Source organism: Streptomyces sp. NPDC025806 (genome assembly GCF_055558275.1).
Genome location: NZ_JBVHMU010000003.1, coordinates 62,744 through 79,757, shown reverse-complemented (window position 1 = coordinate 79,757; position 17,014 = coordinate 62,744). Strand labels below are relative to the sequence as shown.

Annotated in this window: 14 protein-coding genes; 4 read left to right on the top strand and 10 right to left on the bottom strand. The window is 69.7% G+C overall.

Annotation, left to right across the window (positions count from 1 at the left end):
* Positions 1-233: 233 nt before the first annotated feature.
* The gene (locus ACZ4E1_RS07500; protein ID WP_467536804.1) at positions 234-872 is read left to right on the top strand and encodes a hypothetical protein; all 639 of its coding nucleotides are present in this window, start codon (positions 234-236) and stop codon (positions 870-872) included.
* Between the two features lie 81 nt (positions 873-953).
* On the opposite strand, the gene ACZ4E1_RS07495 is transcribed toward ACZ4E1_RS07500, so the two are convergent.
* From ACZ4E1_RS07495 to ACZ4E1_RS07485, 3 genes are all read right to left on the bottom strand, one after another.
* Positions 954-1,583, bottom strand: a complete 630-nt coding sequence (locus tag ACZ4E1_RS07495) for a hypothetical protein (protein ID WP_467536803.1) — start codon at positions 1,581-1,583, stop codon at positions 954-956.
* 68 nt (positions 1,584-1,651) lie between these two features.
* Positions 1,652-2,353, bottom strand: a complete 702-nt coding sequence (locus ACZ4E1_RS07490) for a ribonuclease HII (RefSeq protein WP_467536802.1) — start codon at positions 2,351-2,353, stop codon at positions 1,652-1,654.
* Between the two features lie 51 nt (positions 2,354-2,404).
* Complete coding sequence (locus ACZ4E1_RS07485) at positions 2,405-3,031, bottom strand: TetR/AcrR family transcriptional regulator (protein WP_467537582.1); 627 nt, start codon at positions 3,029-3,031, stop codon at positions 2,405-2,407.
* Between the two features lie 157 nt (positions 3,032-3,188).
* Between ACZ4E1_RS07485 and ACZ4E1_RS07480 the strand changes: the two genes are divergently transcribed.
* Positions 3,189-4,736 carry an MFS transporter gene (locus ACZ4E1_RS07480; protein WP_467536800.1) on the top strand — a complete coding sequence of 516 codons (1,548 nt, stop codon included), beginning with the start codon at positions 3,189-3,191 and terminating at the stop codon, positions 4,734-4,736.
* A gap of 108 nt (positions 4,737-4,844) precedes the next feature.
* Here the strand turns inward: ACZ4E1_RS07480 and ACZ4E1_RS07475 are convergent, their stop codons facing one another.
* The 3 genes from ACZ4E1_RS07475 to ACZ4E1_RS07465 all read right to left on the bottom strand — a co-directional run bounded on the left by ACZ4E1_RS07475 (position 4,845) and on the right by ACZ4E1_RS07465 (position 7,122).
* On the bottom strand, positions 4,845-5,753 hold the full coding sequence (locus ACZ4E1_RS07475) for an ADP-ribosylglycohydrolase family protein (RefSeq protein ID WP_467536798.1): 909 nt from the start codon (positions 5,751-5,753) through the stop codon (positions 4,845-4,847).
* A gap of 12 nt (positions 5,754-5,765) precedes the next feature.
* Positions 5,766-6,425: a histidine phosphatase family protein gene (locus ACZ4E1_RS07470; RefSeq protein WP_467536797.1), complete on the bottom strand. Its 660-nt coding sequence runs from the start codon at positions 6,423-6,425 to the stop codon at positions 5,766-5,768.
* Positions 6,426-6,516: 91 nt separating this feature from the next.
* A complete protein-coding gene (locus ACZ4E1_RS07465) occupies positions 6,517-7,122 on the bottom strand; it encodes a YdbC family protein (RefSeq protein ID WP_467536795.1) in 606 nt (201 codons plus the stop codon).
* Between the two features lie 172 nt (positions 7,123-7,294).
* Here ACZ4E1_RS07465 and ACZ4E1_RS07460 point away from each other — a divergent pair, with 172 nt between their 5' ends.
* Positions 7,295-7,831 (top strand): TerD family protein, encoded by a 537-nt coding sequence (locus ACZ4E1_RS07460; RefSeq protein ID WP_467536793.1) that lies wholly within the window; start codon positions 7,295-7,297, stop codon positions 7,829-7,831.
* 125 nt (positions 7,832-7,956) lie between these two features.
* On the opposite strand, the gene ACZ4E1_RS07455 is transcribed toward ACZ4E1_RS07460, so the two are convergent.
* Both ACZ4E1_RS07455 and nrdR read right to left on the bottom strand, forming a co-directional pair.
* Complete coding sequence (locus ACZ4E1_RS07455; protein ID WP_467536791.1) at positions 7,957-10,851, bottom strand: vitamin B12-dependent ribonucleotide reductase; 2,895 nt, start codon at positions 10,849-10,851, stop codon at positions 7,957-7,959.
* A 136-nt stretch (positions 10,852-10,987) separates the two neighbouring features.
* On the bottom strand, positions 10,988-11,533 hold the full coding sequence (gene nrdR / locus ACZ4E1_RS07450) for a transcriptional regulator NrdR (RefSeq protein WP_467536790.1): 546 nt from the start codon (positions 11,531-11,533) through the stop codon (positions 10,988-10,990).
* A gap of 516 nt (positions 11,534-12,049) precedes the next feature.
* Between nrdR and lexA the strand changes: the two genes are divergently transcribed.
* A complete protein-coding gene (gene lexA / locus ACZ4E1_RS07445; RefSeq protein ID WP_467536788.1) occupies positions 12,050-12,835 on the top strand; it encodes a transcriptional repressor LexA in 786 nt (261 codons plus the stop codon).
* A 202-nt stretch (positions 12,836-13,037) separates the two neighbouring features.
* Here the strand turns inward: lexA and ACZ4E1_RS07440 are convergent, their stop codons facing one another.
* Complete coding sequence (locus tag ACZ4E1_RS07440) at positions 13,038-15,011, bottom strand: ATP-dependent DNA helicase (protein ID WP_467536786.1); 1,974 nt, start codon at positions 15,009-15,011, stop codon at positions 13,038-13,040.
* Positions 15,012-15,051: 40 nt separating this feature from the next.
* Positions 15,052-16,977, bottom strand: a complete 1,926-nt coding sequence (locus tag ACZ4E1_RS07435) for an IucA/IucC family protein (RefSeq protein WP_467536783.1) — start codon at positions 16,975-16,977, stop codon at positions 15,052-15,054.
* Between the last annotated feature and the right edge of the window lie 37 nt (positions 16,978-17,014).

Below are 17,014 nucleotides of genomic sequence, written 5' to 3'. Positions count from 1 at the left end.
CGGCCTCGGGCGCGCGGCCACACATGGGTACCTCAAGCTATGGGCAGGGATATTGAAGACGCATCGTCAGATACCGGGCCTCGGCGCCAATTGCTCGTTGCCGAGCGACAGTACGACGGGAAGAATTGGGAGTGCTCCCCGCACGGCTCCCGTGGTCCGGTAGGGCTGTGCCGCGGTGCGCTCCCCCAGTCCGCCCCTGCCCTCCTCGTGGGCGTCCAGCCGAAGGGAGGACCGTGACCTTCGGATTCGCTCCGTCCTCGGCGGCATCGTTGTCCGCGTCCTCGATGCGCACCGAGAGGTCCGCCGATTCCGTCAACCGACCGACCAGGCTGCTCGAACCCACGGAGTGGGCTGCGGCCGGGATCCCGCTGCTGCGCAATCCGCGTGAGGTCGTCAGCGGGCTGCACAGCCGCCACCGACCGATACCGCAGACCGCTGTCGTGGCGGTACTCGATCCTGAGGAGCGACTGCGCGCGAGCGCCTCGTTCACCCGCCGCGAGAGCCACACCGACGGCTGGACGTTCAGGAACTCCCTGCTGTCGCAGCTGCGTCGGGTGATCCCGCACGATCTGCGCCGCCGCACCCCGGTCCGGACGGCCGTCCTGCTCTACTGCCGCGAGGGGGACGCCCGTTGGACGGAGGAGGACGGAGCCTGGATGTGGGGACTGCGTGACGCCTGCACTCTGCACGGGCTGCGCTGCGGTGCGTACATCACGATGACGCGGGACGGCTGGCAGGTGCTCGGCGAGGGACGCGGAGGCCGGAGCCCCGGTCTTGGGTCCGTCGTCGAAGCCCTCGGGAGCGGTGAGCCTCCCACGCCGCGCACGGGTGGCGCCGCGACGGAGATGCTCCGCCGGGCGGCCGCACGCTGAACGGGTCGGCGGCGGCCGCACACCGGCCTGCCGGACTGACCGGGCACCGTCGGGCGGTGCGGGCAGCCGGCAAGCCGGGCGTCAGACCCCGGCGCCCAGCAGCGAGTTGATGCGCTGCGGCTCACCGCACACGATCAGCAGGGAGCCGGCCCTGCCGAGAGCGAGCGGAAGCGCAGTTGCGGTCACCTCGTCGTCGCCGTTCACGGCGACGACGACCACCGGGCGGGTCGCGGCGCGGTCCAGGGCGGATGCGTCGGCGTAGAAGACGTCGTCGCCCGCGTCGTGCTGCGCCCAGTAGGCGTCGGCACCGAAGGACAGCTCGTGCGCGGCCCACGGGTGCGGGTCGCCGGTGGTGATCACGAGGACCTCACCGGGCGTGCGACCGGAGTCGAGCAGCAGGTCGACGGCTTCCTCGGCGGCGTCCAGCGCGCCCTCGGCCGAGGCCGGGATCAGCTGGAGCTGCGGCCCGGCAGGAGCCGGCGCCGCGGCCGGAGCCTGCGGGCCGGGCCTGGGGGCGCCGGCGGCGTCACGCGGGGTGCGCTGCGCGGGCGGCATGGGCCTTGCGGGGCCCGGACGACCGGGGCGCGGCGGCGCCGCGGGACGCGGGCCGGGTACGGGGCGAGGGGTCGGTGCGGTACGGCCGTTGGCCGGAGTCGCGCGGGGACCCTGGGCACTCTCGTGAATCTGAGGCTCCTCGGGAATGAGAGGCATGAGCTGATATCTATCAAACGCAGGTGCGGATCGCGCCAGCGGGTGGCACGTCAGTGCGAGCGCAGCGGTCAGAAGTCGAAGCCGAGCTGGCCCTCGATCTCAGGAACGCTTGCATCCGCCCAGCTGCGGGCCTTCTTGAGGTGCCGCCACTGGGGCAGCGCATCAAGATACGCCCACGACAGTCGGTGGTACGGGGTGGGCCCCCGTTCCTCCAACGCGGCGCGATGCACCGGCGACGGGTATCCGGCGTTGGCCGCAAACCCGAAGTCTGCATGGTCGATGCCCAGTTCGGCCATCATTTTGTCGCGGCGGACCTTCGCGATCACCGACGCCGCGGCGACGGCGATGCAGGAACGGTCCCCCTTGATCACCGTGCGGACCTGCCACGGCGCGCCCAGGTAGTCGTGCTTCCCGTCCAGGATGACGGCGTCGGGCCGCACCGGCAGGGCCTCCAGGGCCCTCACGGCGGCGAGCCTGAGCGCGGCTGTCATCCCCAGGTCGTCGATCTCCTCGGGCGAGGCGTGACCGAGGGCGTGGGCGGTCACCCAGCCCTCCAGGACGTCCGCGAGCGTTTCCCGTCGCTTGGGGCTGATCAGCTTGGAGTCGGTCAGCCCCTCGGGCGGTCGGCGCAGGCCGGTGATCGCGGCGCACACCGTGACGGGACCGGCCCAGGCACCCCGGCCGACCTCGTCGACACCGGCGATGATCTTGGCACCGGTAGTGGCGCGCAAGGAGCGCTCGACGGTGTGGGTGGGTGGTTCGTACGGCATGGCGCCAACCAGCCTACGCCGCCGGCGGGGCTCCGCGACACCCGCCTCCGCTCATTCCGGACGCCGCTCCAGAAGGGGCACCATCACCCGGTCGATCATCTCCACCAGATCCCCCTCCCCCCATTCACTCCCGCACACTTTGGAGCGGTACATCATCATCGCGGGGATGACGTCGCACACATAGGGATCGACGGCGTCGGGACGCACCTCACCCCGCTCGATCCCGCGACGCAGGACCTGCTTGATCAGTTCGACGCTCGGCTCGACGACACCCTCGACGATCACGGAGTGGAAGCGCTCCGCGGTGAAGGTGTCGCACTCGTGAAGCACCGAGCGCAGCGCCGAGCCGGGGCGCGAGTACATCGCCGCGCGCATCTGCCGGCACAGCTCCAGCAGATCCTCACGGACACCACCGCGGTCGGGGGCGGAGTCCAGCCGGGGCAGCCCCGCCTGAAGCGCGTCGACGACGAGGTCCTCCTTGGAGGGCCAGCGCCGGTAGACGGCCGCCTTGCCGGTCTGGGCGCCCGCGGCGACGCCCTCCATCGTCAGCCCGTTCCAGCCGACCGTACTGAGCTGGTCCAACGCGGCTTCCAGGATGGCCCGTTCCAGTACGGCGCCACGCCTGCGCAAGGAGACGGCACCCTGGGGCGGGGCGGCCGTCCAGCGCGAACTAACCATCGTCATCTCTCCGTTGAGCGGTCCGAGAGGGGCCGGAAGTGGCCCGAGACACACGGCGGCGAGTTCAGTGAACGGTTGCGTTCACTGAAGGGGACTCACTACCGTTGAAGCGACAGTGAACGCGTTCGTTCACTAATGCTCTCGTGGGGGATCCATAGTGACAACCTCTCAGTTAACGCAAGATCAGAAGCCGCGGGCGGCCCGCCGGGAGGGGCACCCCGGCATCGCTCTCACCGTCATCGCCGCCTGCCAACTCATGGTGGTCCTCGACGCGACGATTGTGAACATCGCGCTCCCGCACATCCAGAACGCCCTCAAGTTCTCCACCACCGACCTGACCTGGGTCGTCAGCGCGTACACCCTGACCTTCGGCGGCATGCTGCTGCTGGGCGGCCGCGCGGGAGACATCCTGGGGCGCCGCCGGGTCTTCATGACCGGCATCCTCCTGTTCACCGCCGCCTCCTTGCTGGGTGGCCTGGCCCAGGAGCCCTGGCAGCTGCTCGCCGCCCGCGCTCTGCAGGGAGTGGGCGGCGCCATCGCCTCACCCACGTCCCTGGCCCTCATCACCACCACGTTCCCTGAAGGCCCGGAGCGGAACCGGGCGTTCGGTGTCTTCGCCGCCGTCTCCGCGGGAGGCGGCGCGGTCGGCCTGCTCGCCGGCGGCATGCTGACGGACTGGCTGGACTGGCGCTGGGTGCTGTTCGTGAACGTACCCATCGGCATCCTCATCGCCGTTCTCGCGCCTCTCTACATCACGGAGTCGGAGCGACATCCAGGAAGCTTCGACATCGCGGGCGCGATGACCTCCACGTTCGGCATGGTGGCGCTCGTCTACGGCTTCATCCGCGCGTCCGAGGAAGGGTGGCGGGACAGTCTGACGCTGGGCTCGTTCGGCGCCGCGGTCGTGCTGCTGCTTGCCTTCGCGATCGTCGAGCGGCGCGCCGAGGACCCGATCACGCCGCTTCGGATGTTCGCGGACCGCAACCGCTCCGGGACGTACGTGATCATGCTCAGCCTCGCCGCGGCGATGTTCGGCATGTTCTTCTTCATCGTGCTCTTCGTGCAGAACGTGCTGGGCTACTCGCCGATCAAGGCCGGTGTGGCGTTCCTGCCCGTCACCGTCGCGATCGCGGTCGGCGCGGGGCTCTCCCAGCGCTTCCTGCCCGTCCTGGGTCCGAAGCCGTTCATGGTCACCGGCACCGCGCTCGCCGTGCTGGGACTGACCTGGCAGACGTTCGTGACGCCGGAGAGCTCGTACGCGAGCGGGGTCCTCGGCCCGATGCTGGTCTTCGGCGTCGGCATGGGGCTGAACTTCGTGACCCTCACGGTCACGGCGGTCTCCGGCGTCGCCCAGCACGAGGCGGGCGCAGCGTCCGGCCTGCTCAACGCGACACAGCAGGTCGGCGGCTCGCTCGGCCTCTCGATCCTGACCACCGTCTTCGGTTCGGCGAGCCGGGAGGAGGCCAAGCACCAGGTTCCGGACTTCATGGCGCACGCCTCGCCCGAGCAGAAGGCGGCGTTCCTCAAGTCCCATCAACTACCCGCGCCTTGGGGGCACGAGGTGCTGGCGCACGGCATCTCGACGGCGTTCATCCCGGCGGCAGCCATGGCGCTGCTCGCGCTGACCGTCGCGCTCGTGGTCATCAAGGTGCGCAAGAGCGACCTGGAGGCACTCTCGGGTGTCGCCGGGCCGGCCGGGGGCTGATGCCCTGGCGGGGGACGTGGATGCCGGGCCTCCGGCTGTCGGCCAGGGGCCCGGCATCCACGGCGCCGCACCCGAGCGGCGCCCGAGGGCAAGATCTTCCGGAGCGGTCTACGCCTTCTGGGGCGCGGCCCACTCCGGGAGGGCTTCGGTCCGCTCCAGCCAAGCGGCCGGCGGGGCTCCCGCGGGGGCGGAGGCGAGGATCCCACCGACGATCGCGCAGGTCGTGTCCACATCGCCGCCCACCTGGGCGGTGCTCCAGAAGGCTCGCTCGTAGTCGCCGAGCCCGCGGGCGGCCGACCAGAGGGCGAACGGCACGGTGTCGTGCGCCGAGGTCCGCCGGCCACAGCCGAGCACCGCGGCGACGGTCCCCGGGTCCCCGTAGTCGAGCATGTCCCGGGCCCGGCGCAGCCCGGCACCCACCGCACTGCGCGGCACCAGCGCGACGACCCCGTCCAGCAGATCGCCCGGGGTGGGCGGACCGGCCGGAGCGGCGACCAGGGCTGCCGCGGCGGCCACCGCCATCGCACCGACCACCGCCTCACGGTGCTGATGCGTCGGATACGCCGAGATCTCGGCCTGGTGGGTGGCCTGCTCGGGGTCGTCCGCGTAGTAGGCGCCGAGCGGGGCGATCCGCATCGCCGCCCCGTTCCCCCACGAGCCCTGGCCTTTGAACAGCGCCGAGGCGAGCTCGCGCCAGTCGCCACCCTCGCGGACCAGCCTCAGCAGCCGGTTCACCGCGGGGCCGTACCCGCGGTCGAAGTCATGGTGCTCGGCGAACGACCGGGCGAGGTCGTCCTGGTCGATCCGGCAGTGTCTGGCCAGGACGGCCACCACGGAACAGGCCATCTCGGTGTCGTCGGTCCACTGCCAGGGGCCGTCGGGCAGGTCACGGCGCTGGAGGAGCGGATAGTTCTCCGGAACGAAGAACTGCGATCCCAGCGCGTCCCCCACGGAGAGGCCGCGCAGGCTGGACAGGGCGCGGGCCATGCGCCCTTCGGGAGAGGAATCAGCGATCATCGCAAAGCCACTCTAACCGGTGATCCCGTAGGGCTCAGGTTCACGCCAGCGTTCGAACGGCCGGTCCAGGGTGTACTTGCCGTTCTCCCCCAGAACGAGCGAGCGCGTCTCCGCGTTCCCGGGATTCGACAGCGCCTCGAAGTCCGCGACGCTCCAGTGGAACCAGCGCATGCAGAACAGCCGCATCGTGAGCCCGTGCGTCACCAGCAGCACGTTGGGCGGGTGCCCGGGGTCCTCGAAGCTCCGGTACAGGCTCTCCAGGAAGGCGCCGACCCGGTCGTACACATCGGCCCCGGACTCTCCCTGCGCGAAGCGGTAGAAGAAGTGCCCGTACGCGTCCCGGTACGCCTTCTGGAGCCGCACATCGTCACGGTCCTGCCAGTTGCCCCAGTCCTGTTCGCGCAGGCGCGGCTCCTCCCGCACCCGTACGAGACCGGGATCCAGGCGGAACGCCCGGAACGTCTGGTGCGTACGCCGGTAGGGCGAGACATAGACGCTCACCCGCTCGTCCCCGAACAGGTCACGCAGCTCTCGGCCGGTGCCCTCGGCCTGGCGCCATCCGTTCTCGGTGAGCGCCAGCGCGTGGTCGGGCTCGCGTTCGTACACGGTGTCGTCCGCGTTCCCCTCGGACTCGCCGTGCCGGACCAGAACGATGCGCCGTGGTCGTGCCATGCCAAGACAGTAGATCGATCCGGCCGGTTTCGAGCACCCGTACGGGCTCCATCCGGCGTAGATCACAGGGCACGCGCGCGTGGGGCCCCGTTCACACCGTCCAGCTCGGCTCCAGTCCGACGATGTCTCCGCTCACGTCCAGGACGTCGGTCTCGGTCTGCGCCCGCGCGGAGAGCCGCTCCACCCGGTTCACCTGGTACTTGCCTCGCTCAGCCTCGGAGCGCCACATGGAGAGGACCAGGAACTCGTCGCCGGGCGCCTCCCCGAAGAGGCCGCGGATCATGCCGGGCGAGCCGGCCATCGCCGGGTTCCAGACCTTCTGCTGCATCAGGGCGAAGTGCTCCGCCCGCTCGGCGTGCACCTTGAGGTGAGCCACCCGCACGACGTCCGCGTCCGTGAACTTGGCCTCGAACCCGGTCTTCACGTCGAAGCTGTAGTCGAAGAGCTTCACCTGTATGTCCTTGAACGTGCCGGACTGCGCCGCGGCGAGCCGGTCGTGGGACCGCGCCATGAAGGAGTCGTAGAAGGCCCGGCTCTCCCAGAAGCCGAACACGTGGGCCACGTCGGACCGACGCCTGCTCCAGCCTCCGCCCTGTCCCCTGAACCCCGGCTCCCCGAGAAGCCCCGCCCATTTCCGCTGCCCCCGCTCGAACCCCCGACGGTCCACCACGGTGCAGCGAATCCACTTGACCAGCACCGCATCATCGTACGGCGCGACGCATGACGTGGCGTCACTCTCCGCTGTAGTGCGGGGACTTCGGGGGGGCGCGCGCGAGTGGCCGACGGCGAACGGTCGGTCCCCCTGTTGTCGGTGGGACGACGTAGCGTGTCGGTAGCACTCAAACATCGCGCCGAGAAGGGGGAGTTCGGTGAGCAGCCTGCGCAAGGGGATCGACAAGATCGAGGTCGGACTGAAGTGGGACCCGAGCCCGATCGGCTCGCCTCCCCATGACCTGGACCTCGTGGCGGCGACGTACACGAGCGACGCGCCGCACGGGGATCCCGACTACGTCGTGCACTTCGACAGCCGTTCCCCGGACGGCACCATCACGCTGGACCGGGACAGCCGCACCGGTCAGGGCTTCGGCTACGACGAGGTCATGACGCTCGAACTGGAGCGTCTGGCACCGCGGTACGCGCGCGTGATCGTCGGCGTGGCCATTCAGCAGGGCGAGGAGAGCACGGACCGGACCAAGGTCTTCGGGGACGTGACGAGCACGGCGGTGCGCATACGGGAGGGGTACACGGAGCTGGCGCTCCACGACTTCGCCTCGGTGAGCGGCTGCTCGGCGGCGACCGTCGCCGAGTTCGTGCGGGGCGCCGACGGCGAGTGGTCGTTCCACGACACGGTCCACGGCTTCGACGGCGACCTCACCTCGTTCGCCGCCGCGATGGGCGCGCTCTAGAGCGGCGGCGCCACGGACGGCGAAGAGGGAGCCGACCGCGGGTCGACTCCCTCTTCGTGTGCCGCTCAGGGACCTGAGCGGTGGCGCGTTCTCACCGCCGCCGCGTCAGTCCCGGTGCCGACGGTTCAGCTGCAGCCGCTGGTCGAGCCGCAGCCCTCGCAGATGTAGCAGGATCCGGCGCGCTGCATCTTCGTACCGCAGGAGAAGCAGAGCGGGGCGTCGGCCTGGATGCCCAGCTGCATCTCGACGAGCTCGGCGCTGGTGTGCGCCTGCTGCGGGGCGGGCACCTCGGCGGCGACCGCGGCCTTCGGCGTCTCGACGGCCTTCAGCTCCTGCGCGCGGGGCGCGGACTGGGCCAGACCCTCGACGTCGACCTCGTCCTCGGTGGGCTCGTAGGAGCCCGTCTCCAGGTGACGCTGACGCTCCTCGGCGGAGTGGATGCCGAGTGCGGAGCGCGTCTCGAAGGGCAGGAAGTCGAGCGCCAGGCGGCGGAAGATGTAGTCGACGATCGACTGCGCCATCCGCACGTCCGGGTCGTCCGTCATGCCGGCCGGCTCGAAGCGCATGTTGGTGAACTTCGAGACGTAGGTCTCCAGCGGCACGCCGTACTGGAGGCCGACCGAGACGGCGATGGAGAAGGCGTCCATCATGCCCGCGAGGGTGGAGCCCTGCTTCGACATCTTCAGGAAGACCTCGCCGAGACCGTCGTCCGGGTAGGAGTTGGCGGTCATGTAGCCCTCGGCGCCACCGACGGTGAAGGAGGTGGTGATCCCCGGACGGCCCTTGGGCAGACGCTTGCGGACCGGGCGGTACTCGACGACCTTCTCGACGGTCTCGCGGATCGTCGCCTCGGCCTTCGCGGTCACCTCGGCCTTCTCGTCCTCCTTCTTCTTGGCGGAGAGCGGCTGGCCGACCTTGCAGTTGTCGCGGTAGATGGCGAGCGCCTTGACGCCCATCTTCCAGGCCTCGAAGTAGACCTCCTCGACGTCCTCGACCGTCGCCGTCTCCGGCAGGTTGACGGTCTTGGAGAGGGCGCCCGAGATCCACGGCTGGATGGCGGCCATCATGCGGACGTGGCCCATCGCGGAGATGGAGCGCTCGCCCATGGCGCAGTCGAACACCTCGTAGTGCTCGAGCTTGAGGCCCGGGGCGTCGATCACATTGCCGTGCTCGGCGATGTGGGCGACGATCGCCTCGATCTGCTCCTCCTGGTAACCCAGGCGGCGCAGGGCCTGCGGCACGGTGCCGTTGACGATCTGCATCGAGCCGCCGCCGACCAGCTTCTTGAACTTGACCAGGGCGAGGTCGGGCTCGAGGCCGGTGGTGTCGCAGGACATCGCGAGACCGATGGTGCCGGTCGGGGCGATGACGGACGCCTGCGCGTTGCGGAAGCCGTTCTTCTCGCCGAGGCGGACGACGTCCTGCCAGGCCTCCGTGGCGGCGGCCCAGATCGGGCTGTCCAGGTCGTCCATGCGGACGGCCACGGTGTTGGCGTCGGCGTGCTGCTTCATGACGCGCTGGTGCGGCTGGGCGTTCTTCGCGTAGCCGTCGTACGGGCCGACGACCGCGGCGAGCTCCGCGGAGCGCTTGTACGAGGTGCCGGTCATCAGCGACGTGATGGCGCCGGCGAGAGCGCGGCCGCCGTCCGAGTCGTAGGCGTGGCCGGTCGCCATGAGCAGGGCGCCCAGGTTGGCGTAGCCGATGCCGAGCTGGCGGTACGCGCGGGTGTTCTCGCCGATCTTCTCGGTCGGGAAGTCGGCGAAGCAGATGGAGATGTCCATCGCGGTGATGACGAGCTCGACGACCTTGGCGAAGCGCTCGACGTCGAAGGACTGGTTGCCCTTGCCGTCGTCCTTGAGGAACTTCATCAGGTTCAGCGAGGCGAGGTTGCAGGACGTGTTGTCCAGGTGCATGTACTCGCTGCACGGGTTCGAGCCGTTGATGCGGCCGGACTCCGGGCACGTGTGCCAGTGGTTGATGGTGTCGTCGTACTGGATGCCCGGGTCGGCACAGGCCCAGGCGGCCTCGGCCATCTTGCGGAAGAGCGACTTGGCGTCGACCTCCTCGATGACGTCACCGGTCATGCGGGCGCGCAGGCCGAACTTGCCACCGGACTCGACGGCCTTCATGAACTCGTCGTTCACGCGCACCGAGTTGTTGGCGTTCTGGTACTGGACGGACGTGATGTCGTCGCCGCCCAGGTCCATGTCGAAGCCCGCGTCGCGCAGGGCGCGGATCTTCTCCTCTTCCTTCACCTTGGTCTCGATGAAGTCCTCGATGTCGGGGTGGTCGACGTCCAGGATGACCATCTTGGCCGCGCGGCGGGTGGCGCCGCCCGACTTGATCGTTCCTGCGGAGGCGTCGGCACCGCGCATGAAGGAGACGGGACCCGAGGCGTTGCCGCCGGAGGAGAGCAGTTCCTTGGAGGAACGGATGCGGGAGAGGTTCAGGCCGGCGCCGGAGCCGCCCTTGAAGATCATGCCCTCTTCCTTGTACCAGTCGAGGATCGACTCCATGGAGTCGTCGACGGCAAGGATGAAGCAGGCGGAGACCTGCTGGGGCTGCGGCGTGCCCACGTTGAACCACACCGGCGAGTTGAAGCTGAAGATCTGGTGCAGGAGGGCGTAGGCCAGCTCGTGCTCGAAGATCTCGGCGTCGGCGGGCGAGGCGAAGTACTTGTAGTCCTCACCGGCCTTCCGGTACGTCTTCACGATGCGGTCGATGAGCTGCTTGAGGCTCACCTCTCGCTGCGGCGTGCCGACGGCACCGCGGAAGTACTTGCTGGTGACGATGTTGACCGCGTTCACCGACCAGAAGTCGGGGAACTCGACGCCACGCTGCTCGAAGTTGACCGAGCCGTCGCGCCAGTTGGTCATGACGACGTCGCGATGCGCCCACTCCACCTCGTCGTACGGGTGCACGCCGGGGGTGGTGTGAATGCGCTCGATACGCAGACCCTTGGTGGCCTTGGAACCCTTCGCGCGGGAACCTCGTGCCGGGCCGCTCGCCGTCTCTGTCATGCCGCCTCCCATATATCGGGCTAAAACGCCCTAAAGTGCCTCGATCTTCCCGTGGCACGGTGTGTGTCTTGTATTGCGGGACCGCTTTCGCGGCCCGCAACAGGTCTCTGGATCGCCGCCGCCGGCCCGTGGGCCGTCAGTCGGCGGCGCGGGCGGGCACGGGGACTTCGACAGTCCCTCCGGGCCCGCTCTCACTCTCTGCGCAATCCCTGCCCGCGTCGTCCGCCGTCGCGCCGGGCGCTTGTTCCCTCAGCTCCGCGATCGCCGAATCGAAGTCCTCCAGCGAGTCGAACGCCCGGTACACGGACGCGAATCGCAGGTAGGCCACGAGGTCCAGCTCCTGCAGCGGGCCCAGTATGGCCAGGCCCACGTCATGGGTGGTCAGCTCGGCGCTCCCGGTGGCACGCACCGCCTCCTCGACCCGCTGACCGAGCAGGGCGAGGGCGTCCTCGGTGACCGGACGCCCCTGGCATGCCTTGCGGACGCCGTTGATGACCTTGGTGCGGCTGAAGGGCTCCGTCACGCCGCTCCGCTTGACCACCATCAGTGAGCAGGTCTCCACCGTCGTGAAACGACGGGAGCAGTCCGGGCACTGACGGCGCCGGCGGATGGACGTGCCGTCGTCGGTGGTGCGGCTGTCGACGACACGGCTGTCGGGATGCCTGCAGAAGGGGCAGTGCATGAACTCCAACCCTCCTTCACGGCACGACTCGATAGCCTCGAAAGGGCTGGTCGCACCTCTCGAAGCAGCCCCAAGCATAGGCGATGGACACGACCCCGACGGACGCGGGACCACAACTTCTGGGCTGCCGAGGCAATCCAACCACTACATCTGGGGTTTGGTCGCCTCTTCGGCCCTACGCGTGTCGCGGCGTCGATTCCGGCCGCACAAGACCCCGCAAGGCCGCTGAACACAGGCATCCACGGGTTCGCGGGCACGGAAAACGGGGGCCACGGCCGAGCGGCCGAGGTGCGGATGGCAGACTGATACGGCCCACGGAGAGGTCCTCGACCCCGGCGGTGAAGCGTACCGGATTGAGCCGAAATGCCTCACTCCGACAGCGGTAGCCATACACCCGAGCACATGATCACGACAAGTAATCTACGGTTTTTCACTCGAACGTGTGTTTGGCGCAACCTTTCGAAAGGAACTACCGTTGGCTAGCTAGGGAGACATTCTCGAGAGGGGCCCACCGACGTGACCACGACCGCAGACAGTGCCACCATCACTGCCCAGGGCCGCGCCCAGGGCCGACTCGAGCCGGTGCATGCCATGAATGACGCCGCCATGGCCCAGGAGGGCCCCAAGCCAGGGCGCTCGTTGCCCGGTCGGCCCCCAGGAATCCGCGCGGACAGCACCGGCCTCACGGACCGGCAGCGCCGCGTGATCGAGGTCATCCGGGACTCCGTGCAGCGGCGCGGGTACCCGCCGTCGATGCGTGAGATCGGCCAGGCGGTAGGCCTGTCCAGCACCTCGTCCGTGGCGCACCAGCTGATGGCTCTCGAGCGCAAGGGCTTCCTGCGCCGCGACCCCCACCGCCCGCGCGCGTACGAGGTCCGCGGCTCCGACCAGCCGAGCGCGCAGCCCACGGACACGACGGGCAAGCCCGCCGCCTCGTACGTACCCCTGGTCGGCCGGATCGCCGCCGGTGGCCCGATCCTCGCCGAGGAGTCCGTCGAGGACGTCTTCCCGCTCCCCCGACAGCTGGTCGGCGACGGAGAGCTCTTCGTCCTCAAGGTCGTCGGTGACTCGATGATCGAAGCGGCGATCTGCGACGGGGACTGGGTGACCGTCCGTCGCCAGCCCGTCGCGGAGAACGGCGACATCGTCGCCGCGATGCTCGACGGCGAGGCCACCGTCAAGCGTTTCAAGCGCGAGGACGGCCACGTCTGGCTGCTCCCGCACAACGCCGCGTACCAGCCGATCCCCGGCGACGAGGCGACCATCCTCGGCAAGGTCGTGGCCGTTCTGCGCCGCGTCTGACGCGCTCCCTGACCGGGCCCCGGAACCAACTGCGCCGGTTCCGGGGCCCTGCGCTGTCCGAATTCCCGATCGAACACCTCGGGCGCGGCAAGCAGAAGTACGCGCACTGGCGCCGGGAGGCAGTCGTACGTACATGCGGCCGCTCCGGGCTGTGCAGCCGTCCGCCGAGCCCGGATCCGGCCACGCCGCGTGGCTTGCGCGCCTACTTCTCGTCGGCCTTCGCTGCAGCATCGATGGCCGCGAGCGAGCGGCGTACCTGATTGCGGTCCACCGTGTACCAGAAGTCGGGCATCGAGGCCCTCAGATAGCTGCCGTAGCGAGCCGTCGCGATGCGCGGGTCGAGGACGGCGACGACGCCCCGGTCCCCCGTGGCCCGGACGAGCCGGCCTGCTCCCTGCGCCATCAGCAGGGCGGCGTGGGTCGCGGCGACGGCCATGAACCCGTTGCCCCCCGCGTCCTCCACGGCCTTCTGGCGGGCGCTCATCAGCGGGTCGTCGGGGCGCGGGAACGGGATCTTGTCCATGACGACGAGCTGGCAGCCGGGGCCCGGGACGTCCACGCCCTGCCAGAGGGACAGCGTCCCGAACAGACAGGTCTTGGGGTCCGCGGCAAAGCCCTTGATGAGCTCTCCGAGGGTGTCCTCGCCCTGCAACAGGATCGGATACTCGGGGATGCGGGTGCGCAGCTCCTCCGCCGCGGCCTGGGCGGCCCGCATCGAGGAGAACAGCCCGAGCGTGCGGCCACCGGCCGCCTGCATCAGCTCCGCCAGCTCGTCCATCATGTCGGTGCGCGTGCCCTCGCGCGCGGGACGGGCGAGGTGCTTGGCGACGTAGAGGATGCCCTGCTTCGGGTAGTCGAAGGGCGAGCCGACGTCGATGCCCTTCCACTCGGGCAGGTCGTCCCCGTGCGTTCCCTCCGGGGCCAGCCCGAGGGACGCGCCCACCCCGTTGAAATCACCGCCGAGCTTCAGGGTCGCCGAGGTCAGGACGACGGAGCGGTCGGTGAAGAGCTTCTCGCGGAGCAGTCCGGACACGGACATCGGGGCGACCCGCAGGGAGGCGCCGAAGCGCTCGTGGCGTTCGTACCAGACGACGTCCCACTCCGAACCGTTCGTGATCCGCTCCGAGACGTCGTGGATCGTCTCCACGGACGCGAGCGCCTGCTTGCGTACGGCGTCCTCGTCCTGGACGGACTTGTCCCGGGTGGAACCGAGCGCGGTGATCACGGTGCGGGCGGCGTCGCGCAGTGCCATCAGGGCGTAGCCGAGGTCCTCGGGGATCTCCTCGAGGCGGCCCGGCAGGGCGAGCTCCATGAGTCGCTCGAAGCCCTCGGCGGCGGTCTGGAGCTGGTCGGCCGCTTTCTCGTTCACGAGCTTCGCGGCGCGGCGCACCGCACGGTTGACCTGGCCCGGAGTGAGCTCGCCGGTCGCCACTCCGGTCACGCGGGAGACCAGCTCGTGGGCCTCGTCCACGATCAGTACCTCGTGCTGCGGAAGGACCGGCGCGCCCTCGATGGCGTCGATCGCGAGCAGCGCGTGGTTGGTGACGATGACGTCGGCCAGCTTGGCCCGCTCCCGGGCCATCTCGGCGAAGCACTCCTGCCCATACGCGCACTTCGACGCGCCCAGACACTCCCGCGAGGAGACGGAGACCTGGGACCAGGCCTTGTCGGAGACGCCCGGGGTCAGATCGTCCCGGTCACCCGTCTCCGTCTCGTCCGCCCAGTCCCGCATCCGCAGCAGGTCCTGGCCGAGCTTGCTGGTCGGGGCGGCCGCCTCGAACTGGTCGAAGAGACCCTCCTCCTCTTCCTGCGGCACTCCCTCGTGGAGACGGTGCAGGCACAGATAGTTCGACCGGCCCTTGAGCATGGCGAAGTCGGGGCGGCGCCGCAGGAGGGGGTGTAGCGACTCGACAGTGCGCGGCAGATCCCGCTCGACGAGCTGGCGCTGCAGCGCCAGCGTCGCCGTGGCGACCACCACGCGCTCCCCGTGGGCCAGCGCCGGCACGAGATAGCCGAGCGATTTTCCGGTGCCGGTGCCGGCCTGGACCAGCAGATGGGAGCCGTCGTCGATCGCCTCGGCGACGGTCTCGGCCATGGTCACCTGGCCAGGGCGCTCCGTGCCGCCGACGGCGGTGACGGCGGCGTGCAGGAGCTCGGGGAGTGAGGGCTTCGTCATAGCTCGACCACCCTAAACGGCACCACTGACAATCCCGCGATCACGGTTGGTGCAGGGGGTTGGCCACGGTGCCGTGCACGGCGGCGTGCGGCCGGTGGGCGCGGTCGCGGTAGCCGTCCAGGTGCAGACGGTTGCGGTTCAGGCAGAGCCGCTCGATACGGGGGGTGAGCAGGTCGAACATCTCGTACCGGTCCTTGAGCTCCGGGAAGCGCGCCTGGTGGTGGAGGATCTCGGCCCGTACCAGCGACCAGAACGTGTGCTCGGGCACCCCCAGCTGCTCCTCGCACAGCGGGGCCAGGTAGCGGAAGACGCCCACGAAGAGTCCTGAGTGGATGAACTGCGTCAGGAAGTCGGGGCGTTCCGTGAGCAGGACGTCGCGCACGTCCTGGGGCATCGCCGCGTGCTCGGCGAGGGGCTCGGAACTGATGTTGACGTCGTCCACGAAGTCCTTGACCGCCAGACGAGCCGGGACATCCTGTTCGTCGAAGACGACGATCGCGTTCTCTCCATGAGGCGAGAAGACGGTGCCGTACTGGTAGAGGAAGCGCAGCAGGGGCGGCAGCAGCGCGGCGAAGAGCCGGGTCAGCCAGGTCTTGGGGTCGAGTCCGGAGCGCTCGACCAGTTCGGCGACGAAGGCACGCCCCTCAGGGTCGGTGTGCAGCAAGGAGGCGAGCGTGCGGGCGCGCTCACCTGCGGCCAGGTGGCGTGTGACGGGCTCGCGCCAGATCGCGCCCAGGAGTTCCTTGTACTGGTAGGGGACCTCGTCGAGCCGGTCGTACTGGGGGTGTTCCACGGCCACCGAGGCCACTTCTCCCAGCAGGATGACGCCGCACTCGTCCCTCAGGAAGGGATCGGCGTCGCGCAGTGTCCTCATCCATGTGGTGACGGCCGGCGCCGCGATCGTGCGCTCGGTGGGGAGCCCGCGCCATACAAGGGTGTTGAGGACCGACAGCGGCAGTTTCACCGTGAGCCGGTCGGGGCGGCTCACGTTGAGGAAGGTGCGGATGGACTGCTGGGGTAGTCGCAGGTCGCCGTCGCACGGGAGGGGGACGATGGTGCCGTCGGCGACGGCGGGCGCGAAGAGCGGCAGGACGATGTCGTCCCACTGCCACGGGTGGACGGGCAGACAGAGATAGGCGTCAGGGTCCAGACCTCGGCCGCGCAGGGTCCGGACGAACAGTTCCCTTGTCTCAGGCTCCAGTTCGCGGGCGTAGAGGGAGTCTGCCGATGCGAGTCCCGCCACTCCGCGATAGGTGGCGAGGCTGGTGTGGACGGCGATCCAGGGGAGGGTCGTGCGACGCCTGGCCTCTGGGGTCCAGCGGGCCGCGTCGGTGGCGGAGAAGCCGAGACGGCCCTTGTTGAGGACGAGCCAGGGGTGGCCGGTCTGGTGCCCCTCCAACTCGGCGTATCCCAGGTCAGCGAGCTGCGCGACGCTGAGCGCCGTGTGATCGAGCCGGGCGTCGGCGGCGAGAGTGACGGTCAGTTCGCGGATGAGGTGCCCGAGCGTGGTGCCGTCGAGGCCGAGGAGTTCGCGGGCTCGGATGACGAAATCCAGCGGGTCGCCGGCGGGGCGCCCGAGCTCGCCCGTCGCCAGGGCCGCCGCCTCTGACACCCAGGCCAGGGAGTCCGGATCCACCTGCCAACTGCCGTACGCGCCCCGACGGGCGTGGAAACGGAGGATCGCGTCGTCACCCGACGCGGAACCTGTGGGCACAGCCAGGGAGTAGGCCTGGCGACCCGTCACCGTCGATTCGGACAGATCCCTGTCGGTGGAGGCGCTCTGTCCGCATGTCTGAGCGGGGCCGCCGACGGGCGCCGGGCTGAGGATCTCCTCGTAACTGAACTCGGCGATGAGCTTGGCGAGCAGCCGCGCACCCGCCCGGCCCCAGTTCTCACGCGTCAGCTCGGGCGGGTCGTACAGCACGTGCGGCTCGGTGGAACTCGGGGCGTCGGACGGATTCGGCACGGGGACTCCTCGCGAGGGAACCGGATCGGGGTGAGCG